Annotated in this window: 22 protein-coding genes; 1 reads left to right on the top strand and 21 read right to left on the bottom strand. The window is 47.4% G+C overall.

Annotated features, from left to right (window positions below; genetic code table 11):
- From fliF to BUA14_RS17500, 7 genes are all read right to left on the bottom strand, one after another.
- Window positions 1–1,614: a flagellar basal-body MS-ring/collar protein FliF gene (gene fliF, locus BUA14_RS17530; RefSeq protein WP_178371729.1), complete on the bottom strand. Its 1,614-nt coding sequence runs from the start codon at window positions 1,612–1,614 to the stop codon at window positions 1–3.
- A gap of 126 nt (window positions 1,615–1,740) precedes the next feature.
- Window positions 1,741–2,085: a flagellar hook-basal body complex protein FliE gene (gene fliE / locus BUA14_RS17525; protein WP_005816234.1), complete on the bottom strand. Its 345-nt coding sequence runs from the start codon at window positions 2,083–2,085 to the stop codon at window positions 1,741–1,743.
- A 7-nt stretch (window positions 2,086–2,092) separates the two neighbouring features.
- Window positions 2,093–2,623, bottom strand: coding sequence for a flagellar basal body rod protein FlgC (gene flgC, locus BUA14_RS17520; protein WP_015945059.1), 531 nt, complete (start codon window positions 2,621–2,623; stop codon window positions 2,093–2,095).
- Window positions 2,624–2,628: 5 nt separating this feature from the next.
- Complete coding sequence (locus BUA14_RS17515) at window positions 2,629–3,843, bottom strand: protein-glutamate methylesterase/protein-glutamine glutaminase (protein WP_072773802.1); 1,215 nt, start codon at window positions 3,841–3,843, stop codon at window positions 2,629–2,631.
- The gene (locus BUA14_RS17510) at window positions 3,830–4,273 is read right to left on the bottom strand and encodes a chemotaxis protein CheW (RefSeq protein ID WP_014795285.1); all 444 of its coding nucleotides are present in this window, start codon (window positions 4,271–4,273) and stop codon (window positions 3,830–3,832) included. The genes BUA14_RS17515 and BUA14_RS17510 overlap by 14 nt, the downstream gene beginning before the upstream one ends.
- Before the next feature lie 65 nt (window positions 4,274–4,338).
- A complete protein-coding gene (locus BUA14_RS17505) occupies window positions 4,339–6,528 on the bottom strand; it encodes a chemotaxis protein CheA (RefSeq protein ID WP_015945061.1) in 2,190 nt (729 codons plus the stop codon).
- A 474-nt stretch (window positions 6,529–7,002) separates the two neighbouring features.
- A complete protein-coding gene (locus tag BUA14_RS17500) occupies window positions 7,003–7,650 on the bottom strand; it encodes a DUF4097 family beta strand repeat-containing protein (protein WP_084078698.1) in 648 nt (215 codons plus the stop codon).
- A gap of 210 nt (window positions 7,651–7,860) precedes the next feature.
- On the opposite strand from BUA14_RS17500, the gene BUA14_RS17495 reads away from it, so the two are divergent.
- A complete protein-coding gene (locus BUA14_RS17495; protein WP_072773801.1) occupies window positions 7,861–8,907 on the top strand; it encodes an HD-GYP domain-containing protein in 1,047 nt (348 codons plus the stop codon).
- Between the two features lie 12 nt (window positions 8,908–8,919).
- Here the strand turns inward: BUA14_RS17495 and BUA14_RS17490 are convergent, their stop codons facing one another.
- The 14 genes from BUA14_RS17490 to flgK all read right to left on the bottom strand — a co-directional run bounded on the left by BUA14_RS17490 (window position 8,920) and on the right by flgK (window position 22,922).
- A complete protein-coding gene (locus BUA14_RS17490; RefSeq protein WP_072773800.1) occupies window positions 8,920–10,404 on the bottom strand; it encodes a cell wall-binding repeat-containing protein in 1,485 nt (494 codons plus the stop codon).
- 92 nt (window positions 10,405–10,496) lie between these two features.
- Window positions 10,497–10,874 (bottom strand): flagellar protein FlaG, encoded by a 378-nt coding sequence (locus BUA14_RS17485; protein WP_072773799.1) that lies wholly within the window; start codon window positions 10,872–10,874, stop codon window positions 10,497–10,499.
- A gap of 39 nt (window positions 10,875–10,913) precedes the next feature.
- Window positions 10,914–11,246, bottom strand: a complete 333-nt coding sequence (locus BUA14_RS17480; RefSeq protein WP_072773798.1) for a hypothetical protein — start codon at window positions 11,244–11,246, stop codon at window positions 10,914–10,916.
- On the bottom strand, window positions 11,243–11,641 hold the full coding sequence (fliS, locus tag BUA14_RS17475; RefSeq protein WP_072773797.1) for a flagellar export chaperone FliS: 399 nt from the start codon (window positions 11,639–11,641) through the stop codon (window positions 11,243–11,245). The genes BUA14_RS17480 and fliS overlap by 4 nt, the downstream gene beginning before the upstream one ends.
- 85 nt (window positions 11,642–11,726) lie before the next feature.
- Window positions 11,727–14,252, bottom strand: coding sequence for a flagellar filament capping protein FliD (gene fliD / locus BUA14_RS17470; RefSeq protein WP_072773796.1), 2,526 nt, complete (start codon window positions 14,250–14,252; stop codon window positions 11,727–11,729).
- 205 nt (window positions 14,253–14,457) lie between these two features.
- Window positions 14,458–14,847 carry a DUF8042 domain-containing protein gene (locus tag BUA14_RS17465; protein WP_072773795.1) on the bottom strand — a complete coding sequence of 130 codons (390 nt, stop codon included), beginning with the start codon at window positions 14,845–14,847 and terminating at the stop codon, window positions 14,458–14,460.
- Between the two features lie 10 nt (window positions 14,848–14,857).
- Window positions 14,858–16,102 (bottom strand): flagellin lysine-N-methylase, encoded by a 1,245-nt coding sequence (gene fliB, locus BUA14_RS17460; RefSeq protein WP_072773794.1) that lies wholly within the window; start codon window positions 16,100–16,102, stop codon window positions 14,858–14,860.
- Window positions 16,103–16,236: 134 nt separating this feature from the next.
- The gene (locus BUA14_RS28775; protein WP_072773905.1) at window positions 16,237–18,039 is read right to left on the bottom strand and encodes a flagellin N-terminal helical domain-containing protein; all 1,803 of its coding nucleotides are present in this window, start codon (window positions 18,037–18,039) and stop codon (window positions 16,237–16,239) included.
- Window positions 18,040–18,306: 267 nt separating this feature from the next.
- A complete protein-coding gene (locus BUA14_RS17450) occupies window positions 18,307–18,705 on the bottom strand; it encodes a flagellar protein FlaG (RefSeq protein WP_072773793.1) in 399 nt (132 codons plus the stop codon).
- Between the two features lie 109 nt (window positions 18,706–18,814).
- The gene (csrA, locus tag BUA14_RS17445) at window positions 18,815–19,048 is read right to left on the bottom strand and encodes a carbon storage regulator CsrA (RefSeq protein WP_072773792.1); all 234 of its coding nucleotides are present in this window, start codon (window positions 19,046–19,048) and stop codon (window positions 18,815–18,817) included.
- A gap of 1 nt (window position 19,049) precedes the next feature.
- Window positions 19,050–19,508, bottom strand: coding sequence for a flagellar assembly protein FliW (gene fliW / locus BUA14_RS17440; protein WP_072773791.1), 459 nt, complete (start codon window positions 19,506–19,508; stop codon window positions 19,050–19,052).
- Between the two features lie 20 nt (window positions 19,509–19,528).
- Complete coding sequence (locus BUA14_RS17435; RefSeq protein ID WP_072773790.1) at window positions 19,529–20,080, bottom strand: DUF6470 family protein; 552 nt, start codon at window positions 20,078–20,080, stop codon at window positions 19,529–19,531.
- An 81-nt stretch (window positions 20,081–20,161) separates the two neighbouring features.
- Window positions 20,162–21,145: a flagellar hook-associated protein FlgL gene (gene flgL / locus BUA14_RS17430; protein ID WP_072773789.1), complete on the bottom strand. Its 984-nt coding sequence runs from the start codon at window positions 21,143–21,145 to the stop codon at window positions 20,162–20,164.
- A 25-nt stretch (window positions 21,146–21,170) separates the two neighbouring features.
- Window positions 21,171–22,922 carry a flagellar hook-associated protein FlgK gene (flgK, locus tag BUA14_RS17425; protein ID WP_072773788.1) on the bottom strand — a complete coding sequence of 584 codons (1,752 nt, stop codon included), beginning with the start codon at window positions 22,920–22,922 and terminating at the stop codon, window positions 21,171–21,173.
- Window positions 22,923–22,932: the final 10 nt, after the last annotated feature.

The raw sequence follows: 22,932 nt of genomic DNA, 5'->3' as shown, positions 1-22,932 counted from the left end.
TTACTTTTCCTCCGCTAACCAAGTTTTAACAAGACGTGCCACTTCATCAGGATTGTTCTGCACATAGATATCCACAGATTCCTTGATCTTCTGGCGCTGGATTTCTTCAGCAGATTTCTGCTTTTGTTGGGCAAGTTTAAGCTCAGCTTCCCTTTCAGCTTCCTGCTGAGCAAGCAGAAGCTCTTCCGTCGCTGCCAGGGGAACAGGCTGAAGTGCTTGACCAAGCTCCAGGGACTCTGCATCTTGCTTGCGTTTGGAGCGCATACGGAAAAGAACGAATAAGAATACTAAGGCTAAAAGTGCTCCCACACCCCATTCGATATAGGTGCGCAGCCGTTCCTTGCGAGCCGCTTCAGCCAAGGCCTGCTCTTGTTCCAGAGCGCCTGTCTTATCAAAAGGCAAAGCAGCAACTTGAATCACATCCCCGCGGTCGCGATCAATTCCGGCAGCGGAAGCGACGATGGCTTCGATCTTTTCTATCTGTTCGTCTATCTGATCGGCACTGATGCTGTCGGCATCCAGGAGCACGGAAACTGAGAGTCGGGCAATATCGCCTGGGCTCTTAATCCGTTGTTCCTGGGTCGTATCCACTTGATGATTGAGCGTGTCCGAAGTTTTTTCAGAGGATGAAGTAATCCAGGTCCCGTCCGGCGCCAAATAGCCCGGCACATTGGTGTCGACTCCCGGAGCGGTTCCCCCAGGTGAGGTGTTGGTCGTATTTTCTGTGGTATGGGATTCACTGAGCACTGAGCCGGGACCATGGGTTACGGTGTCAGTCGTCACTTGATCAAAATTCAAGGTGGCATTCGTCCTGACGATAGTTTTCCCTGCTCCAAATGCTTTGTCCAGCATGCTTTGCACAGATTTACGGGTATTTTCTTCGGTGAGCTGCTTAAGCTGAATTTGGGTAGCGGTCATTTTTCCCGGCTGATTGTCTTCGTTCAGAACATCGGAAAGAGTATTGCCATTGGAGTCCAGGATAGTCACATCTTCAAGTTTCAGTCCTTTTACCGAGGCGGCCAATAAATTGGCGATCCCCCGGATCTGATCTTCCGTAATGGAGCTGCCTTCTTTAAGAGTCAGAGTTACTGCAGCCGTTGTGGCTTCCTGCTGCTCGATAAACAAGGTCTCTTCAGGTATGTTCAAATGGACCCGGGCGTCTTTGACATTGCTTAAGGTCTTCAGGGTGGCCTCCAGCTCAGTTTGTAAACCGAGGTTGTAACGCAGCCGCCGGTCAGATTCCGTCTCCCCAACGCGCGTCTTATTTAGGCTCTCACTCCAGCTGAATTCGCTCCCTTTAGGCAGACCTGAGTTGGCCAGTTTCAAGCGAACTCCCGCTGCCTCTTTCTCAGGAACTAAAATAGCCGAACCATTACTTCCCAATTTATATTTAACTTTTAATTCATCTAATTCCGAAGTAATCTCTCCGGCTTGAATGTCCGTCAATTCCGTAAAAATGGCTACATAACTGGGGTTGCTTGCCCAGTAAAGCAATGAGATCAGCGCAATTGCTACAGCCAGAGGAGCGGCAACGGTAATGATCTTCTGTGGGCGGGAGAGTTTGCCCCAAAATCCAAGAATTGATTGTTTAATTTCAGCCCACGAAAAATTCAATATCGCTCCTCCTTTCCTCAAACATTAATCATCTGATTATATATTAGATACTATTTACATTAACCCCCTAATTTCCTTCGTGAAAAACCGTACACTATTAATGTAGACCTTTATGTTTGTACATCCTTATATTTGCATCCTCATGATTTCATGGTAGGCATCCAAGGCTCGATTGCGGACGTCCACAGTTAAGGATAAAGAAAGTCCGGCCTTTTCCATGGCAATTACTGCGGTATGAAGATCCTGAATCTGCCCGGTGGCTAAGCCGAGACTGGCTACATCGGCTTCCTTTTGAAGGTTGTCTACTTTTTGCAGGGCTTCCTGTAAAAACTGCCCGAAATCAGCGCCTACTTTGGCCGCTCCGGCAGGAGTTTGCGGTCCGCTCCCTTCAACAGGGTTATTTTCCTGAATAGGATTCAGGTTTTGTTGAAGCATTAAAGGATGGACAGGTGCAATCGGATTAAAAGCCATGGCTTAATCACCCCTTCCCAATCTCAAGTGCTTTACTCATCATGGCTTTGGAAGCGTTCAAGGCGGTCACATTGGCTTCATAAGCCCGGGAAGCCGAAATCATATCCACCATTTCGGTCACGATATTCACATTGGGCATCCGTACATAACCGGCAGGAATCCCATCCTCGGTCGTTTGTGCCGCATCCGGGGAATCCGGATTATATTCTAAGCGAAAGGGCAGAGTATCTTCGGCAATTGCCTGGACTTCCACACCGTTGCCGGTGGCACCTGAAGTGGTTTGTCCCTGAAGCAAGGCCGTGGTGCTCACCGACCTGCCTTGCAGGGCCTGATTCAAGGTCTCGGCGAAGCTGGACTCTGTACCTCTGGCTTTAAACACGACCACCTGACGCTGATAGGGGATTTGATTGCCCGCTTCGGTCAGCTGTCCCGTTCGTGTCGTATTGATATTGGCAATATTATTGGATATAACGTCCAGCCGCAGCCGCTGAGCAGTTAATCCCGACGCACTGATATCCATTGACCCAAATATACCCATAGTCCCTATCTCCTTTGCACACATTCAACGATATGCCGGGCGATCTCTCCCAGAGGAGCCACCCGATTGGCTAACCCCGCATCCACAATGGCCCGGGGCATACCATAAACCACACAGGTCTCTTCAGCCTCTGCGATAGCATAGCCTCCCCGTTCCTTGATCTCCCGCATTCCCCTAAGTCCGTCATTGCCCATTCCGGTCATCACCACACCTAACGTGCCTTTACCGACTTCCTTCGCCAGGGACATGAACATGACATCCACCGACGGATGATAGAGGGTGGTAATCGGGGATTCATCGCCAATATGCAGAATGAGCTGGGAGCCACGGCTCTGCACCTGCATTTGTTTACCGGCAGGCGCAAAATAAATGGTGCCTGCTTTCAGAGCCTCGCCATGAACTCCTTCCCGGATAGTGAGGGGGGACATCCCATTAAGGCGCTGAGCCAAGGGGGCCGTAAACCCCGGCGGCATATGCTGCGCCACCAATACCGGCACAGGGAGATTTCCCGGCAGCTGGGTTAAGACCGCTTGCAAAGCCGACGGTCCCCCGGTAGAAGTACCAATCGCTACAATCTCGACAGGATACTTGGGCAAGGCTTCTCCACTATCCAAAGAACGTCCTTTCGCACTTCCTAAGGTTGAGCTCGTACTGCCCAGAGAGGATACCCCTTGCGGCGGATTCTGATATATACCTGTACCGGCACGATTAGTATTTTCACTGGCAGCCCCGGCAGTCCAGGGGGGCCGGCTTCCTGAAGCAGGCGAAATTCGGCTTACGGCCCCCTTTTTGCCCAATCGTCCTAGATTCACCTGTGCAGCTGCTTTCACTTTATCGATTAAATCCCGGGCTAAAGCCTGAATATCCGCCCCCGGTCCCCCGGAAGGTTTGGCAACCACATCGAAAGCTCCTGCCTCCAAGGCTTTAACACTAGCCTGTGCTCCTTCTGTGGTCAAAGCACTAAGGATAATGATGGGAGTAGGCTGCCAGCGCATGATTTCACCCAGGGCTTGGAGCCCGTCAATCTGGGGCATCTCAATATCCATGGTCACCACTTGGGGGCGGAGGGCTTGAAGCTTTTCTATGCCTTCCTTGCCATCCCGGGCCGTATCCAGTACCTTAATCTCCGGATCCTGACTTAATATTTTTTGCAAAGTTAACCGCATAAAAGGTGAATCATCCACAATCAAAACGGTGATTGGGGATTTAGGCTGATTCATGATTCATCTCTCCACCCATAATGTGATCAAGGTTGAGAAGAATCAGCAAGCGTTCTCCTATCTTGCCTACTCCACGAATAAAATGGGAATCCATTCCTAACGCAACAGGCGGCGGTGGTTCGATGGACTCGGTATCCAAACGCAGAACTTCCGTCACCGCATCCACCCGGATGCCAAAGACTTTATTCTGGACTTGCAACACGATAATCCGGCTTAAATCGCTTTCTTCCACCCGTTCCATCCCAAAACGAGTCCGCAGGCTCACCACGGGGATGACATTGCCCCGCAGATTAATAACTCCCTCTACATATTCGGGGGCCTTAGGCACCCGGGTAATAGGCGGTATACGAATAATTTCCTGTACACACATAATATCCACACCAAATTCCTCGGAACCCAGACCGAAGGTTACCAATTGTTCTTCTGCCATCTTAGTCTCCTCCTTCATAAATCAGCTCGCACCTTATTATTCCATAACAAGCTGCCTTGACATATTTAGCCCTTCCTTGTTACAAGGATATCCTGAATCAAACTGCCGATATCGAGAATCAGGGTAACTTTGCCATCCCCTAAGATGGTTGCTCCGGCAATACCCGGTAAGTTATTAAGGAAGTCACCTAAGGATTTAATCACCACTTCCTGTTGACCGCGCAATCCGTCCACAATCAAACCCAGCGCTTTATCTCCCAACCCTACGACCACGACAAAGACCTCTTCTGCCTCTGCTTCAGGAGCAGGAAGCTCGAATTTGTCCCGGAGGGAGATCAGGGGAAGTGTATTACCGCGCAGCTGAACCATGGGCAATCCGCCCACATTTTTAATATCCTTGCGTTCTACCAGCAAGGTCTCTAAGACCGAAGATAGTGGAACAGCATAAATCTCTGTACTGACTTCAACCAATAACGCTTGAATAATGGCTAAGGTTAAAGGGAGGCGAATAGTAAACGTAGTGCCCTGCCCCTGGCGGGTGGTGATGTCGATCATTCCGCCCAAATTGTTCAGGGCCTTTTTAACTACATCCATGCCTACGCCCCGACCGGAAATATCTGTCACTTTATCAGCCGTACTAAACCCCGGCAAGAAAATCAAGTTGGCAATATCCCGCTCAGAGAGGCCTTCCCGCTCGCCAACCAGCCCACGGCTCAGCGCCTTTTCGTAGATCCTGTTCAGGTCCAAGCCTTTGCCATCATCGGAAATCAAGATAGCAATATGATTTCCTTCATGATAAGCATCCAAGGTGATGGTACCCAGTTCCGGTTTACCGGCCGCCCGGCGTTCCTCCGGAGTCTCAATGCCATGGTCCACAGAGTTGCGGATTAAATGCATCAAGGGATCGCCGATAACTTCCACCACTGTCTTATCCAGTTCCGTGTCTTCCCCCCGGAGGACCAGCTCCATTTCCTTTTGGGTCTTACGGGCCAGGTCCCGAACCAAGCGGGGAAAGCGGCTGAATACGGTGCCGATAGGAACCATGCGCAAACGCATAGCACTTTCCTGCAGGTCACTCATCAATCGTCCCAGATACACAGTAGTCTCATTCAAGTTATTCACCAAGGCATCCATGCGATACTGTTCCTTGAGCTCATGACCGATTTGAACCAGGCGGGTACGGGTAATTACCATCTCGCCTACTAAATTAATTAAATTATCCATACGTACAGTATCCACCCGAATGGTATGGACCTGGTTATTCCCGTCTGTGGCAGCATTGTTGCCGTTGCCGGCGGCGGGCTTAGGGGCAGCCGGCGCTGCCGGAATGACCGGTGCTGCTTGTACAGGTTTCGCCTCAGGCCGCACAGGTAAGGAAGGAGCCGCTTCCACAACCGGGAGCAACTCAGCAGCTTGAGCCGCCGCCACTTCTTCGCTGCCATAACCGTCAACAGCATCACCTATGCGGTAAGGATGAACCTCAACCTCTGCCAGCTCAGAAACAAGGAGAATCTCCCCACGAATTTCTTCAGGGGGATCATCAGATAAAATCAGCATGGCAAAGCCTTCTTCGCTGCCCACTTCCAGCTCTTCCACGCTGGGGCGGAGCTTAACCACTTTACCCAGATTCTCCATCCGCTGTACGGCCATGACGGCACGAACTGCCCTCATCAAGGTATTGGGAGCAAATTTAATATCGACTTGATACACTCCATGCCCCATATCCTGTGAACTTTTGACCTGTTCCGCCACTTCAAGAGACAGTTGAAAATCTACCCGCGTATAATTTGAGGTTAAATTCTCCTTCATATCGTTACTATCCGCCTCTTTAACCGGAGCAGGTGTTTCGCCATTCATAAGTGCCCGCATCTCATCCACCAAATCCTGATACTCTGCGGTGATTTCCACCCGCTTTTCCACCTGGCTTAACATCTCCTTGACGCGATCAGTAACCGCCAGAAGAACATCAACCATGGGGAGCGAAACTTCCATCTTGCCTTGGCGCAGCCGATCCAGTAAATCCTCAGCTGAGTGTGTCAAAGCCACTATCGAAGTAAACCCCATGGTTCCGGAGGCTCCTTTTAAGCTGTGTGCAGAACGAAAGAGATCATTAATCAATCCGACATTATTGCCTTCTTTTTCAAGTTGCAGCAACCCTGCTGCCAGTTTTTCGATTTGCTCCTGTGAATCGAGAAGATAAAAATCCAGAAATTCTCCCAAATCGACTCCCAAGTTTTGATTATCTTCCTGGCTCATATGCAGATCCACCCCTAACTTTTGCTTCCTCTTTTACATGAAAAAATGACCCGAACTAAACCAATATGATATACCCAATCCATTATGTAATCGGTGTAAGCCTTATGGGCAGAATCGCCCATTGTTCTTTATTCGCCATGCTTTTTGTAATTCCTCCAAGCAAGGAGTCTATCAACTAATCTTTGCATTTCACCAATATATGTTTTTTTTTACGTTAATAATACTAACACTTCTTTAATTCAAGTGTAAATAAAACATTACTACATTTTCCTCAGATACAAATTCTATTTTACTCATAAACGTGTCCTGTTTATATAGGACCTTCATCCTAATTTCTCCCAGGAAAAATAAAACACTCCGATAAGCGAAGTGTTTTTTGACTCAAGAGGCTCGATCTTCCATGTAAAATAGCAAAAAATAAGAGACCTCCGGCTATATACCTAAGCTCCCTATGGTTCACTTTCCTTTGCTCTTTTAAAGAGCCTTTTTCAAGGCGGCCAGCTCGGATTCAGTCTGCAGTTGGCGAAGAGCCAAAATATTGATAGATTCGCCTTGAATGGTTTGAACCGCACTAATATGGTCCAGTTTTTTATTCATCACTTCCAAGAGACCCTTCACATCATCCTGCTGGCTTTGACCGTACCGTTCGACCTTAGCATCCAGTGCATCAATCTTGGCAGTGAGTGTGGATTCGACCTCGTCAATTCTCTTCTCCAGTTTGACTTGTCTTTCTTCCAGCTTGACCTGGCCTTCTTCCAGCTTAGCCTGCCTTTGCTCCAGCTTGACCTGGCCTTCCTCCAGCTTAGCCTGCCTTTGCTCCAGCTTGACCTGGCCTTCCTCCAGCTTAGCCTGCCTTTGCTCCAGCTTGACCTGGCCTTCCTCCAGCTTAGCCTGCCTTTGCTCCAGCTTGACCTGGCCTTCCTCCAGCTTAGCCTGCCTTTGCTCCAGCTTGACCTGGCCTTCTTCCAGCTTGACCTGCCTTTGCTCCAGTTTGACCTGGCCTTCTTCCAGCTTGACCTGCCTTTGCTCCAGTTTGACCTGGCCCTCTCCCAGCTTGGATTGCCCTTGTTCGAGACCCGCCAGCTTTTCCAGCACCAGCTTTTGAAACTCTTCGGTGGTCACGACAGTACCTCCCTTGCATTGCTTTGCTATACTTCCATTATAACCCACACATCAAACCAACAACAAGTCCCAATAGACGAACGGTTAAAATAGTTGAGCTAGACACCCTAAAGGTCATACACAGAATTTACGAAGAAATAATACGGCATTTACATTGCCGCTTTATCATATAGATAATAATGTATTCAACCCTTGAAAAGGAGCGGCAAGGTGATTAGATTATACAGTTTTGAGCTTTCCGAAGGCATGGTTTTGGCCGAACCCTTATTCGACGGAACAACCAATAATCTTTTGTTGAATTATGGAACAGTACTTACCGAATCCCATATTGCTGCCATAAAGAAATGGGGTATACGCTCGGTTACCGTTACGGAGCGTTATACTTTACTGATAGAACCAACCTCTTCACTTGTTAAAGAACTCAAAAAAGGGCTTATAACAGAGATAACACGCCTTGCCCCCGAGAAAGAGGAAGCAAACACCTCCGATTTTATGCTCACGGTTTCTCAAGTCGCCTGTCAAACAGCTCTTAAACTATTGGACAACTCCGTCGTTTTAGATTCCTTAATGCGCATCAAACTTGTCGATGATGATTTCTTATTGCCTCACAGCGTGGAAACATGCGTCCTCAGTCTGCTTGTCGCCGGTTCTTTCGGTGTCGATGAAAGGGAACTGTATCATATCGGTATGGCAGCTCTTCTTCACGATATAGGGCTATGTGAGATGCCTCAGCTGATCAACATGGCTGAAATGCAACTTCATCAGGAAAATCTCTGGAAAGAGCACTCTCTTTACGGCTATTACCTCGCCAAAGAATCCGGTCTGCCCCAAGAGGTCTGCAAATATATTCTCCACCATCATGAAAGCTGGAACGGAGAGGGCTACCCGAAAAATCTGTCCGGGGAAGCTATCCCTTTTGGTTCCCGGATTATAGCCGTGTGCGAACAATATAACCGGAAGCTCCGTCAAGAAAAAATCCCTCATTATCTGGCCATTGAATACCTTTATGGCGGTGGGGGATTTTATTTCGATCCCCATGTTGTCCAAGCCTTCACGAATAATTTGGCCGTCTATCCTCTGGGCTCCCTTGTCCGCTTGTCTACCGGGCAGGTAGGCGTCGTGATCAATGTCCGCCAGAACCTAGGCCCCCGGCCTATTGTAAGAATCTACTACAATAGGGTTAATATGCCCCTGCGCGTCCCTGTGGATATGGATTTAGCCAAGGAGCGAACAGTCTTTATTGAGCAGGTTTTATAACACTTTACCTCGTTATTGCATTTGTTTGTTGGAAAGGTATCGATATGACCCATCGGGCTTTAATTCAATGGTCAGGCGATATTTCTCAGCATCATTTGCTATAGTCCCATCGTCGTAATCATATAGAAGAATGTAATCAATGGTCAGAATTTGATCCTTTACTTCATATGATATGACTGATGGGCTGTAAGGTCTGGAGCCTCGTCCACCGCCATATACGACTGCGTCAAGTTCTTTATCGTACCATGATTGTGAAGAATCAATAATCATTTTTCTAGTGATACCGTCAAAATATTGGGAAAGTGTTTTTTGGATAGTAGAGATTGGAACAACGACCCATCCACCCGGCTTTGTTTCAAAAAATTCTTCAAGCCTTCCACCCATTTTAAAATAATAAATATCCTCAAACAGATAAAACCAAGAGAAATATTGATTCTTTTCTTCGATTTCCGCCGGCGATTTCCATTCATATTCCAAACTATTGCTGTCAATAAATAGATATAAATAGGTTTCTGATAGACGGACCTCTTCTTGTCTATTCCCTAAATTACTAATAAAATTGTCCGAAATATTGTCGGGGCTCCCCAAAACATAAACAGTATTAATGTCGCTTAATCCGGCCCAGTAATAACTTTTTGTCTCACTAGGATTAACCCCTCTAACCAGAATAATAGGCGCTGACATTTCAGCAGCAAATACAGTCCCTGTCAAAGCATCTGCAAAATCTTCTCCAGTGGCTAAGCATACTTTATCTTTCCCTAATGTACTATCAAATTTTTGATTAATAGCTACATTACGGCTATACTTATTCGAACCGGTAATTCTTTCCGCATTGGGAAGCTGGTCAACAATACTATCTGAAATTATGCTGGAGTCACCAATCACATAGGTCTTTATTACACCATTTAATGAAGAAATATATTCCCTCGTTGAATCTGGCAGAGAATTTTTAGGTACTAATAATACAGGGAGCTGTTTTATAGCGGCAATTGGGGCCATTGACAGCGCATCTGAAAAATTGTTACCGGTGCAGACAACCAATTGTGTCGGAGTATCCAATTGCTTCGCTATCTTGACAGAAGTGTCATATCGGTCTGTCCCATATATCCTCACTGTTTGGATCTGCATTGAATTCAGTTGATTTTCAACATTCACAGAAATAATCCCTGTTCCACCAATGATAAAAACATTTTTAACATTTAAACTTATTAAGGTTTGTTTTGTTGTATCCGGCAAATTATTCGTGTCAGTTAACAAAATGGGCGCCTTATATTTCTTCGCAAGAGGAGCGGCACTTAAGGCATCGGGAAAATCATTGCCGCAAGCTAAAACTGCATAATCGGACTGACCCCACTGTTGAGCAATTGCCGACGATACAGCATATCTATCATCTCCTGCTAATCGGATTATTGCTGGTGAGTTTGAAGCATAGACTGGGAAAGCAATTGAAGGCGCAAGAACGAAACTTGAAATTAATCCCAATATTCTTTTCCGCATTCTGAGTTGCTCCTTTCAAAAAGCTTGTACAAAAGCACTGCCTCAATCCTTTGGTCAACCAAGGATTGAGGCAGTTATCATCAATGGATCCTTTAAACTCTTTGGTCAACGAATAATCCGGCGACATCGGTTAGATTATGGAGCAGCTCCATCACCCATTTCGGTGTGGACTCTTTAAGAACCTGCTCCGAGTCCTGGTCCACGATCCGCACCAGGATCTCCTCCTCGTCCTCTTCATGAACCTCGAACCGCATCCCCTTATTGATCAAGCCCATAAAGCGGTTCAATTTATCCACAGCCTTCTCAACTTCTTCACGGGGAATCTCTTCCCGGGCATTGGGAATTTCATTTTTGCGCTCGACAACCGGCCGGGGTATTTCCTGAGATCGTTCCAGTTTTTGGCCAGGATAGGCATCCACAGGCATCATGGTCTTCTGATGATTAGGCTGAATTGGCTCAATGACCATCATGAGAATTCCTCCCTTCAGCATTGAACTGAGTAGTTAGGGTTAGCGCACCCAGTTTCGGTGGTTCACAGGCTGTTGGTTCCCGCCGGAGTAGGCTTCCGCTACTTGATGATGGTGCTTGGCTTTACTATGAGTCGCTTGAAAATGGTTCATAAGCAACCAGTTTTCCTCCTGGATTTGTGCTAAAAGCTTTCTTCCTTCAGGGGAACTTTTAAAGCCATTATCCGGAGTCTCTTCAACAAGAACCTGCATCCGTTCCCGTTGATTCATCAGCTCATGGAACAGCTCCATATCCTGTTTATCCAGAAATTTCAACATCTCTTTGGTGAGGAAAAGGTAGTCCCGCCATAGGGATTCCGGAGTTTTCTCTATCATACCCCGGCCACCTTAGCCTGCTGAGCCAGCTTCATAGCTTCCTGCCAGGTATTGCGCATATCCTCCAGGATTGCTTTAGCGTTATTCAACTGTTGGACATCCTTTTTCACATTGCCCTCGATCAGGCAGTGCTCGATATATTCATAAAGTGCCGCCCAATTTTGGGAGATCTCATAATTCATATCCAAAGTAACTACAAACTCACTGATAATAGCCTGTACGCGCATATTGGCGTTATGGGATTTTTGAAGTTCTCCCTCCTCCATAGCCTGGATGCTTTCATTTAAGAAGCGCAAGGCTCCGTTATAGAGGAGTAAGGTCAGTTGCTCTGGTGAAGCAGTCATGATCTGCTGATTTTTGTAAGCGTTGGCCATAGCTGCTTGGGAATTAAGCATATGAAACCCTCCAAACCTTACATTTTATACTATTCATTTAAGACTCGATCTGTCGGCATTACTGATATGTTCAGCCTAATCCTTTCTATCCGTTGGAAAACTGCTGTAACAGCCAAGAACTCTGCTGACTTAATTGGTTAAGCGCTACCTCCATGGCGTCAAATTGTTTATAATAACGAGTTTCCATAGCACTCAACCGTTTGCTCATCGCTTCCATTCGATCTTCCATATCATCAAGCTGCTTACCAAGATAACTTTTCGTATCATAAAGAGCCGAGGCTGTGGTGCCTGCTTTATCCACAAGTTTATCTGTGGCAGATTTCAGTTGATCATAGATGCGGGTCAACACCCCATCCTGAGCGGAAGAATCACCGTCGACACTGAAAAGCTTATAGACGATATCCGAATCGGCGCTCAATGCTTTGCGCAGTTCTTCTTCATCCAGATAAAGTTTACCGCCTTCACTGACATCCCCCAAATAGGTGCTGATCCCTATGGAAGAGGCATTCCGGTATTCGCCGGTCATACCGCTGATATTATCGGTGAAGCTATTTCTCATCTTATAGATAAGATCGGTGAGAATGGGATCCCGCCTTAAAAGACCGCTTTTGGCCTTCTCCTCCCACGCCTTGATCTGATCATCTGTCAGGGCTCCCTTTTCTTCATCTGTTAAAGGAAGATAATCTCTGTATTTCGCCTCATTCACTTCCGAATTCAACAATTCAAGAACCTTGTTGTACTCATCCACTATCTTCTTTACCGCTTCAACTGTTTTATCGTTATCCGGTGTAACAACTATGCTCGCTGATTTTCCAGCTTCAGTGGTGTTGTTTAAGGTATAGGTCACCCCTGACACAGTGAAAACATTACTGGATTGGGCAAAACTGGCTCCATCAAGGGTAACCTCCGCATCCTGCCCTTTCTGGGATATGATATTCAGGTTTAGTTTATTGGTCAGGAAGTCAATAGCCGCAGGATCACTGCCGCTGAAGTCAAAGGTGTCGTTGTCCGGGGCTTTAAGAGTCACTTTTCCATCAAGGTATTCGGCGGTACCCGCTCCGAACTTTGCATTGAACATTCCCAAAAGCTCGTCAAGAGTATTTACAGAGGTATCAACCCCTATTTCCTCCACTTCCCCCGCACCATTCTTTACCCTGATAACGAAACTGCCGCCGGACATATCATCAAACTGACCGGAAATCTCCCGATCCCCCAAATCGGCAAACATTGCGGAAGTGCTTTCAGCTTGATTTTCCTTAGTAATTTGAACGGTGTTCACCAAGCGCAAGTTCTTCGTCAGGAATCCCAGCCCTGCCTCGGAGCTGCCCGCAAAGCTCAAAGTCCCCTCATCTGTCACACCAATCGTCAGCTTGCCGGAGGTGCTGTCAAAGCTCACCTGAGCATTGATCCCTGCTGCGCCCTCAATTTTCGCCTTTAGCGTAGCCAGGGTATCCGTGGCTGTATCGATGGTAATGGTCTCCGTATTTTCTCCATTCCTTAGCTTCAAGTCAAAGCTTCCTGATAATCCTTCAAAAAGCTCGGCTAAAACAATATTATCCGTCGCTTCAACGATAGGAGCAGTGCTTTTCACTCCTTCACCGCTTATATTGCCAAGTCCGCTTACATCATCGCCGAGTTTTAGATCTGCAGTAAGAAATTGAGCGGCAAGCCCCGTATTCGCAGAAAGATCCAATACCTCGCCCTCTATTTTTGCCTTGATCGTAAACCGTCTCTCCGCAGGATCGTAGACGGCCTCAGCCTCGACTCCCGTCGCACTGGAAATCTTTTGGGCAATAGTATTCAAGGTATCTGTGGTCAAGTCAATCTGAATATTGGCTTCAGTCCCTTGACTGGCATTCTTGATACTCAGCTGGAACGACCCTGTCAGCCCGGAAAACGCATTGCCTATAGGAACGCCGCCATCAGCCTCAATCGCCGCCGAGCTGCTTATTCCTGCTGCTGTCACTGAGGACCCAGTATTTATTTTTAATTTATTCTGGAGAAAATCCAACCCAAGGGAACTATTACCGGAGAAATCCAAGCCTGCCTGGGCTCCTGTCTGGGTAGTGGCCAGAAAGAAACGGTCAATGGTAGCATCATAGCTGGCCGTTACCCCAATATTGGCTTTATTGATACTATTAACCAGTTCATAAATACTGGCGCTGGGATCAACCACGATATCAGCGGAGGCCTCTCCATTCTTGAGCTTCACCGTGAAAGCATTAGGCTGAATACCCAGCTGCTTCACCAGGTTTTCTTTGCTTTCTCCGGTAGTAATCGCAGCGCTGCTGGCCCGCTGCACTCCTGCCGCTAATTGATTCACCGCAATAGTATGGCTGATCTTAGCCGCACCTGCCGTGGCTGTGGCTGTCACCGCCGTATTATTGGAGGTTACTTTTCTCATGGCCAGATTGCTTTGCATTCTTGAATCAAAAATAGTGTTCCGAAACTGGTTCAAGGTCTTATAGATGGCATTATAGTCGGTTTTCTGCCACTCAAGCTGAGTTTTCGTTTTATATAAATTATCGTATTTAACACGCTGGGCCTTCATGATGTCTTTGACCATTTGATCTATATCCATACCGGAACCGCTTAAGCCATATGTACGCATAAAGTCACCCTCCCGCTTATTCCCCCACTCCTCTCAGAGCGGAAATGCTTACTTCCATTTATAGTATCGGATCAAAATCATTTTTTCTGAAGGGTTTGAAGATATTTTAATGTAGATTAAGGTTAACCAGCCCAGATTCTACGCAGCCATCAACACCTGTCCCAAATACGAAAGCACTTTCGTATTTGGGACAGGTGTTGCCATCTTAATTGCAACATTCTGCTATCGCCGGCCCAAGGCTTTTAAGCAGCTCATACCGCCAATGAACAAAGGCCGGTATGAGCCTTCCCCTTAAAGCGTCCTGTATCCCCGCCAGATTGCTGTCCTCATAGGCATCCGCAATTAACTCCATGCTCTCACGAAGGCCTATGATGGCATCCATCATGAACTGATCACGGCTCTCATTGAGCATGGGCAGGGAATAATGGACGATCTTCCCAATAGCCTGAGAGACATCCGTCAATAATACCGCTGATTCCTCCAGGCGAAGCTCCTCGAGCTGCTTCTGCATATGTAACAGCGCTTCTTCAATCGTCGGCAGAAGCTCCAAGCTATAATGGATAATTTGAGCCCTTTGACTGGTCCCCTGATTCATATCCACCAGCTCAATTCTTAATCAAAATAGCCATATAGGGCATAGTGTTAAAGCCGTTGGCCCTGAGTAAAGTTAGAATGTTCTTAAGATAAGCAGCATTATGTTCCACTGTTTTCGAAAAGGATTGGATGAGTTTCACTACATGATCGGTGTTAAAATTCTCCTTATGGCACCCGGCCATCCCGATGAGGAACAGTTTTATCATCGCATAGTGAACAATTAACTTTACGTAATTATCAAAGACACGCTTCTCTCCATCAAAGGGAAAGAGGTTCTTAAAGACATAGTTCACCAAATAATTTTCTAAAATGTACTCATGCTGTTCCATCAAAGGGTGATAATAGTCCTGAGCAGCCTGAGCATAACGCTGACCGATTTCTTCCTTGGCAGACCCGGCAGTATATTGGATACCCAAGAGAAATTCCGCAAAGCACTCCATGAAACGCTTACTCGTCACACCGGAGGCCACACGCTCATCGGCGATCTCCTTCATCAGCTCCATTTGAATGGTCAGCTCATGGGGGACAGCATTCAATTCCTCCCTAAAATCACCTTGCTCAAGATAATTGATATAGCGTCCGATCAAAAGCGGTATCTCCTGCACTTTCCCTTCATCAATAAATGCCTCCAACTGACGGCAGAACAAACCCAAAATAATCAAGCGTTGCCAGAGGGGATAAGCGCGATTCTGAATCAAAGCAATGATAAAGACCCGGAGCTCCCAGAAATACTTCAAAGGAGTATAGATGGTCTTATAATCAGCAGTATCGATAACCCTGCCGCCGTGCCGGCGCCTGCTTCCTTCTTCCACCGTCTCATCAAAGGACATCAGCCGGGGATCCAAAAGGGCTAAGCGAGCAGCCTCCGGGCAGGACATGGTAAGGGATTTCTCCAGCACATGATTGACCGTATTGACCATACGGGGATAGGTGGAGCAGGTCACAGACAAATAGTCTTCCCCTAGTTTACGCTGTATGGAGCACAGCTTGTCGGCATCGATAAAGGGACATCTGCCATCTTTATTGAGCTTGATTTTGGCGTAATTACTTTCTCCGGCATTGGTGCGGTGGCGTTTGACTTTAGCATCCATTTGGGGCCGGAGATCCGTATCCAGGCATTCCCGATACCGCTGATACGTCTCTTTGTCTATCTGAACCCGCCAGCCAATACAACAGCTGTCCTCACAGGCAGGGCCGATGCATTGGAATGTGCTGAGATACTGGGGCTGGAGTAATTTGCGGATATTATCTGACATAGTCTAGCTCTCCTCACCGGTTAAACTGCGGATTTGTATACTACTATATATAAAAGGAGTCAGAGACAAGCGTCCCTGACTCCTTAAACATGATTTTCCTATGTGAATTTACCTTAAGAAATCTCCCTGCCGAATTAACGGAGTAATTGAAGAACGCCCTGGGGCTGTTGGTTAGCTTGAGCCAGCATAGCCTGAGCTGCTTGAGAAAGGATGTTGTTCTTTTGGAAGTTCATCATTTCTTTCGCCATGTCCACGTCACGAATGCGGGACTCAGCAGCTGTCAGGTTCTCACTGGAGGTTCCCAGGTTGTTGATGGTGTGCTCCAAACGATTCGTGAACGCACCCAGCTTGGAACGTTCAGCGGATACAGCCGTAATGCTGTCGTTAATCACCTTAACGGCAGCGGAAGCCTTAGCTGCTGTGGAGACATCAAGAGCATATTCGATAGCCTCATTGTCGGTTCCTTTAGTAACATTAGATACTGCGGTATAATGGGCTGTTACCTTTTCTCCCATGCTGTCAATTACTTCTTTAGTAGCAGAAGCTGTAGTGGAGGATACGGCCAAAGCAACGGATCTCATATCCGAGATGTCAATAGCCATCGCCTGCCCGGCGTTAGCACCGGTCTGCATCTTCAGGGAATTATCGGCTGTTACTGTAGTTGTTGCTTCCTGATCCACAACCTTCTTCGAGCCAAAGGTAGCAGCCAGATCGGAAATATCAATTTGATTGGTCTTAAAGGCCAAAACAGGATCTCCGGCTGCATCATCACTTATGTCAAAAGTGAATTTAATGCCATTTTCCTCATAGGAAAAGCTGTCGCCAGAGTCAAGAGCAGTCGGAAGTGTTATTTTATCATTTAATAACACGGTGGTGCCGTCCGCAGCATATCCTTTTACAGTAACTTCAGTTCCAGCGCCACCAAGTTCAACTTCCAGTTTAGCTACTCCAGCTAAGGCAGCGTTGGCTCCATCAATTTTAAAGTTGGTAAAATCTGCATACCCACTCTTATAATCGCTTTTCAAGCCATAGGTACCCTTAACGTCTTTCTCATCATCGGTAGTGCCAAATCTCGTAGTCAAATCAATCTCAGTCGTTTGACCGTCGGCAATTTCCTTAAACTTATCCACATCTAAATCGAAGGATACTCCGTGGAATTCGGCCTTGTACACCCCATTCTTTGCCGCGGCTTCCAGATTCTTGGCCGTGACGGTCATCTCATGGGCAACTTCATTTCCGTCCTTATCCGTTGCAGCTATTGCAATTTTCAGGTCACCGCCGGCCGCCTTTGTTAGGGTTACCTTTGCGCCTCCGGCTGCTGTTAAATCAATCTTATCCCACTGTACCTTTTCATCGGCATTACTATCTACCCCGATAGTAACTTGAGTAGTTGCTTCATCCCATCCGGTACCCGCGGTTACTCCTACGGCTTTATTTACGGTAACATCTCCGCCTTTTCCAGCCACAATCGTAGCAATATCTTTTGTCGTGGCAGCAGTAGTTTCCGTTGTAATGGCCTTGGTGCCGTCCAGAAGCTTCATGGTGTTGAACTCAGTGGTATTGCCAATCCGGTTGATTTCAGAGGTAAGCTGGTTGATTTCCTTTTGGATTTCCATGCGGTCATCTTCTGTGTTGGTATCATTGGAAGCTTGAACAGCCAGCTCCCGCATCCGCTGGAGAATGCTGTGGGTCTCGTTTAAGGAACCTTCGGCCGTATTAATGAGAGAGATAGCGTCCTGGGCATTACGGGAAGCTTGATCAAGTCCTCGGATCTGACCGCGCATCTTCTCACTGATGGCCAAACCGGCAGCGTCGTCACCGGCGCGGTTGATACGCAGACCTGAAGAAAGCTTTTCCAGGGACTTGCTGGTTTGACCATTGTTGACGGTCAGTTGGCGATAGGTATTAATAGCCGACATATTGTGATTAATAATCATAGTTTTTTCCTCCTTGATTTTGATGCCGGGCATCCTTGCCCATGCATGTATTCTGCAGATGATAGGTTTCCGTCCTCCGGCCGGCAGGGGAAACATCTATCCCGCTTACTATTAGTATCGTAAAATCTTTGGCTTTCTTTAGCTCTTAGTACTTCAAATAGTGTCTCAAAACGCTATTTCTCTGAATTTTTCTCTTCTTTTCTTAATATTTCACTCTGTATCTGGCAATTATAAGGTTTAATACAAACACTCATTCCTACAGGCAAATCAAACTCTCTTGTCCAACAGTATACCAACGTAATCCCTTATGGCCGCCAGCGTATCCAGCAACTCATGGGGCGGGAATTCCTTGATCACCTGATTATTTTTTATATCGATAAATTTGACCATAAGCCGCTGGGTTCCCTCATGCATTTCAAATCGCAGATCCGCATTGACCTTGACCATAAATTTATTGAGATGTTCGGTCAAGTCGTAAACATCCTCACGGGTCAGCTCTTCTTTTCCCTTGTCTTCAGATTGGGATTGATTTTTCCCTGCTTCCGATTTATTGGGCGCTGCAGGTTTATTCATTGACAGTTCATCAGGCTTTGCCACCTCCGGATTGGATAGATAATTGTTCATATTCACTTGTGCCGGCACTTGTTTTGCTGCAACCACATCCATATGACCACCCCTTCTCCCTTTTTACGCTATCTTATTTAGATTATCGGCAAAACAAGAACAATACTTAAGAGAGGAAATCAGGTAATTGCCTGATTTCCTCTCTTTTAGTCTATTTTTTGATATGAAGCTCCTTTAAAACAGTCAACTCTGATAAATCCGCAGGGATAGCCGCCTCTTTATTCTCCGCAGCAATGGCATCATAGATTTCCCCACGGTAGATTTTGATCTCTTTCGGGGCATCGATGGTGAGGCGGATACTGTCTCCTTTAATAGCGACGACGGTGATGACGATGTTATCGCCGATGACGATGCGCCCTCCTGCTTTGCGGGTGAGTGCCAGCATCTTACTCGCCTCCTTCAGGAGTTCCCTGAGCTTGGTCCTCAGGAAAAAGCTTGTGGCGGATAGAGTACTCCGTTTTGTCCAAGATAATCTGTCTGCCGATACCCTTACCTCTATTGACGACGATGGGTGCCAGGAGGTTGACGGTCATATCAGTGATTTTTTCTTTTACGGTGCCAATCAAAAAAATCTGAGGAGGGTTCTCTTCGGAAAGCTCCAATTCCCTAACCAATTCATCATCAAGGACAAACTCATACTTCGGAATGAAGGGGAAAGGATCCACCAGCAGAAAGGACAAATCCGCTTCTGCCGTGGATTGCAGGAAGGAAAAAGGACTGTCTTCATCATGGGGCAAATGAACAAAGGCTTTCTCGACGAGAAAGCCTGGAATTCCATGGGGAAAATGAATGATCTGCTCGGAAGTCACTTCAAGGGTGCCAAATCGTGTGGATTCTATCTTCATTGCGTTTCCTCCTTGAAAAGCTATACTCTAACATCGACTACGGAAATATCGAGCCGGGGATACTGAGTCACCTGGATGCCCACTTTTCCAGGTTGGTAATCGGCATCGACTCTGCCCCTTACCAAGTTGTAATTAATTTTGCCCGGAATAACTTCGATCTGAGCCGGGCTGGCTTCATAGCGGACAGAGGGAGCAATGATGGGTTCAAAGCTGAGCTCGCCTTTTGCCGCGAAACAGGATTCAAAAGCCATGTCGGCAATGGCATTAGTGGCCGGATTACTAATCTGCGCCAAGCGGTTGCCCTTTTCCACGATAGCGGCGATCCCTTCCAAGGCGGCCTGTCTGCCGCGATCATAGTTCTCCCGGGAAAGAGCGGCCCAGGTTTTAAGGCCTATGGAATGGTAATAGTCGGTACTGTCAATGGTCAATTTCCCGGCCGGTTGGCTGATCTGCAGCTGGGGAGGGATGTTCTCCATCTCAACCATGGGAAGATGTTTCTTCATAGCTAACCGGGCATTCTGGATCGTATACTCCAGGCGAATGGGGTAACTCCTCATGCTGAGTTGGAGCAAACACGACACCCCCCTTTGGCGATCAATGTTTTATCAGCTCTATCCTTTATTCATTTTAACGCCATTTACCTAAGTTCCCATTTATCTCATAAAATCTGCCAAGGAAGGCTGAATGATCTTCGTTCCCACGGCAAGGGCAGCCTCATAAATGCTTTCCTGAGTCTTAAAGTTCACCAGAGTCTCCGCGATATCAGCGTAAAGAACCGTAGCAAGTGAATCACCAAGATTGGCAGCGGTGGAATCGAGCTGAGTATAGACTGAATCCATGCGATTTTGCCGTGCACCCAGTTGAGCGCGCACATCGGAGATGTGATCCGCTTGCAGCTCCAGCTTGCTGAGCAAGACCTGCACGCCGTCTTCCTCTGTCCCCGTGCCATCATCCACTCCATTGATGTTCGACTCGTTCAGGGCTTTGCTCAATTGAGCCAGGGTATCAAACATGGCAATCCCTGAAGCACCGGTCTCCTGGTACTCGTAGGTGGGAGGATCGGTGGAAGGGGTCTTTTCGACATATTCCCAGCCTGCTCCAAACAAATCATGCCCGTTGACTGAGACTTCGATACTTAAATCGCCGCCCACCTGGAATTTCTTCGTATCATCGGAACCTTGCCAGCCGGTAGCTCCTTTGGGAAAGGGTTCTACATTGGCTGTCCCGCCAAAAATATATTTGGTACCTACTTTGGTATTGGCTAACTCAATGACATGCTCCCGGATTTGATCGATTTCAATGGCGATCTTTTTACGATCCTCATCGCTCACGGTACCCGTATTGGAGGCCCGCAAAGCCAATTCCTTGGCCCGCTGGATCATCTCCGTCATCTCAGCCATGGTGTCATCTGTAGTATCCATGTAAGCTATGCCCTCCTTGGCATTGGCCTTCAGTTGGTTCAGGTAGGATATGTTGCTTTTAAAACGCAGAGAATTCTCCGCCCCCACGGGATCGTCAGAGGGACGGTTAATTTTTTGTCCAGTGGACATTTGATTCTGCAGTTTATCCATGCGGCCTTGAGCCGCCCAGAGATTAAGAAGTAGATTGCGGGAAAGCATATTATTGGAAATTCGCAAAGCGGTTCACCATCCTTCCATTGTTCTAACGGGTAACACCCATGCCATTGACGATAGTATCCAGCATACTGTCCAGCATGGTCACGATCCGCGCTGCCGCAGTATAACTCTTCTGGAATTTGATCAGGTTCGTAATTTCTTCATCCATGTTTACTCCGACCACGGATTGCCGCTGATTATACATATGGGTGACAAGGACGGCCTGACTTTCCTTCATCCGGGTGGCTTGCTGGGCATCGACCCCCAGTTCGGCGAGAGCTGCCCCATAATAATCACCGATGGAAGATGCCGATAAAGGCGGAGTCTGAGCCAGGACAACAGGTCTCCCGACGGCCGTATCCGTGGTTATGGTCCCAGTGGCCGGATCGATAAGAATGGGGTCTCCTTCTAAAGGGTGTCCTACAGGGTACTCCAATGGAGTATCCGCACTCGTTGCCCAAGCCATAGGCCGTCCAGCGGCCGTATCCGTGGTTATCGCTCCAGTGGCCGGATCGATAAGAACAGTATTTCCTGCAGGGTTCTTCAGGTATAGATCCGTAAGCCCTGTCCATCCTGTAGCAAGAGAACTAAGAGCTTTGGCGATTTCTCCATCGCCGAAGTTATCTTTTCCGGTAGCAATTTTCCATGGGTCATCGATGAGATCTTGATTCACTTTAATATTACCGGCGCTAATCGGGTTTCCATCGGCAGAGGTAAAGAAATCTTCCCCCAAATTGCCTTCCTTATCTATCCCTGTCCTATGAATGGCATTCAACGCTTCGGCGATACCTCTGGCCAATTGATTAAACTGATCCCGCAGATAGGCCAGATGAGCAGTGGCTTTGGTATCACCTGCAGAATACTCGAATCCGGAACCCCGCATCAGGATGCTGGACTGAAGCTCTCCTTGACCTTCACCCAAGTCCACGGAAGCACCGGCTTGAGGATGCCCCGCAGCCCATTTCACTTCGGCAAAGGGTAACCCGTCTGCGTCGGTTGTCTCGGGTGTCGCCAGCTGATAAGCCTTGGTATCATCGACCAGGATCTGGTTGGTGGCTTTTTCATTGCCGATGTACAATTTAAAGATATTGACTTCCCGATCTGTAAAGTTAGGATCCCGGCTTTCCACGACCCGGACATTGACCAGCTTGGAAAGGTCATCGATCAGGGCATCCCGTTTATCCAACAGGTCATTGGGATTGTCTCCGGTGATTTGCACCTTCTTAATCTGAAAATTCAGCTCCTGGATCTGGTTGGCATAGCTATTAATCTGGTCGATCTGAACCCGCACGCTGGAGTCGAGGCTCTTTTGTGCCTCAGTAATCTGCTGATCGATATGATGGAGAGTATCGGCGAGAGTGGCCGCTCTCTCCAAAATGACGGAACGGGCGCCTAAATTTTCCGGATTATTGGCCAGTACACTCCAGGCACTCCAAAATTGGGTCAAATCATTACTCAAGCTGTTATCCGAAGGTTCATTGAGGAGCCCTTCGATCTGCGCCAGGGTATTTTCACGGGTTGCCCAGTAGTCATGTTTGGAATTCTCCCAGCGGAATTGCCGATCGATAAAAATATCCCGGGCCCGGTCGATGCTCTGAACGGTGACCCCTGTACCGATGCTTAAGTAATGCCCCATGCCGGGGATGCTATCGGGTAATGTCGCCTGCAAATTAACCACTTGGCGTGTATAACCTATGGTGTTGGCGTTGGCAATATTATGCCCTGTGGTATCCAAAGCAATCTGCTGGGATTCCAAGGCCCGTCTGGCTAACTCTAAGCCGGAAAATGTGGAGCGCATACGAATCCTC

This window comes from Desulfitobacterium chlororespirans DSM 11544 (assembly GCF_900143285.1).
GTDB lineage: Bacteria > Bacillota > Desulfitobacteriia > Desulfitobacteriales > Desulfitobacteriaceae > Desulfitobacterium > Desulfitobacterium chlororespirans.
The sequence above is the reverse complement of the archived record's forward strand: the minus strand, read 5'-3'. Positions and strand labels throughout refer to the sequence as shown.

Bases quoted from the DNA above. Each gene is read 5' to 3' on its own strand.
- fliS (WP_072773797.1), bottom strand. From the start codon at position 11,641: ATGCTTAATTCCCAAGCAGCTATGGCCAACGCTTACAAAAATCAGCAG.
- BUA14_RS17485 (WP_072773799.1), bottom strand. From the start codon at position 10,874: ATGATGGTCATTGAGCCAATTCAGCCTAATCATCAGAAGACCATGATG.
- BUA14_RS28775 (WP_072773905.1), bottom strand. From the start codon at position 18,039: ATGATTATTAATCACAATATGTCGGCTATTAATACCTATCGCCAACTG.
- flgK (WP_072773788.1), bottom strand. From the start codon at position 22,922: ATGCGCTCCACATTTTCCGGCTTAGAGTTAGCCAGACGGGCCTTGGAA.
- fliE (WP_005816234.1), bottom strand. From the start codon at position 2,085: ATGGCTTTTAATCCGATTGCACCTGTCCATCCTTTAATGCTTCAACAA.
- BUA14_RS17505 (WP_015945061.1), bottom strand. From the start codon at position 6,528: ATGAGCCAGGAAGATAATCAAAACTTGGGAGTCGATTTGGGAGAATTT.
- fliD (WP_072773796.1), bottom strand. From the start codon at position 14,252: ATGCGTACATATGGCTTAAGCGGTTCCGGTATGGATATAGATCAAATG.
- flgC (WP_015945059.1), bottom strand. From the start codon at position 2,623: ATGGGTATATTTGGGTCAATGGATATCAGTGCGTCGGGATTAACTGCT.
- BUA14_RS17465 (WP_072773795.1), bottom strand. From the start codon at position 14,847: ATGAATCAGGGGACCAGTCAAAGGGCTCAAATTATCCATTATAGCTTG.
- BUA14_RS17490 (WP_072773800.1), bottom strand. From the start codon at position 10,404: ATGCGGAAAAGAATATTGGGATTAATTTCAAGTTTCGTTCTTGCGCCT.
- BUA14_RS17450 (WP_072773793.1), bottom strand. From the start codon at position 18,705: ATGGATGTGGTTGCAGCAAAACAAGTGCCGGCACAAGTGAATATGAAC.
- BUA14_RS17510 (WP_014795285.1), bottom strand. From the start codon at position 4,273: ATGGCAGAAGAACAATTGGTAACCTTCGGTCTGGGTTCCGAGGAATTT.
- csrA (WP_072773792.1), bottom strand. From the start codon at position 19,048: ATGCTGGCACTCACCCGCAAAGCAGGAGGGCGCATCGTCATCGGCGAT.
- fliB (WP_072773794.1), bottom strand. From the start codon at position 16,102: ATGTCAGATAATATCCGCAAATTACTCCAGCCCCAGTATCTCAGCACA.
- BUA14_RS17480 (WP_072773798.1), bottom strand. From the start codon at position 11,246: ATGATAGAGAAAACTCCGGAATCCCTATGGCGGGACTACCTTTTCCTC.
- BUA14_RS17515 (WP_072773802.1), bottom strand. From the start codon at position 3,843: ATGAATCAGCCTAAATCCCCAATCACCGTTTTGATTGTGGATGATTCA.
- fliW (WP_072773791.1), bottom strand. From the start codon at position 19,508: ATGAAGATAGAATCCACACGATTTGGCACCCTTGAAGTGACTTCCGAG.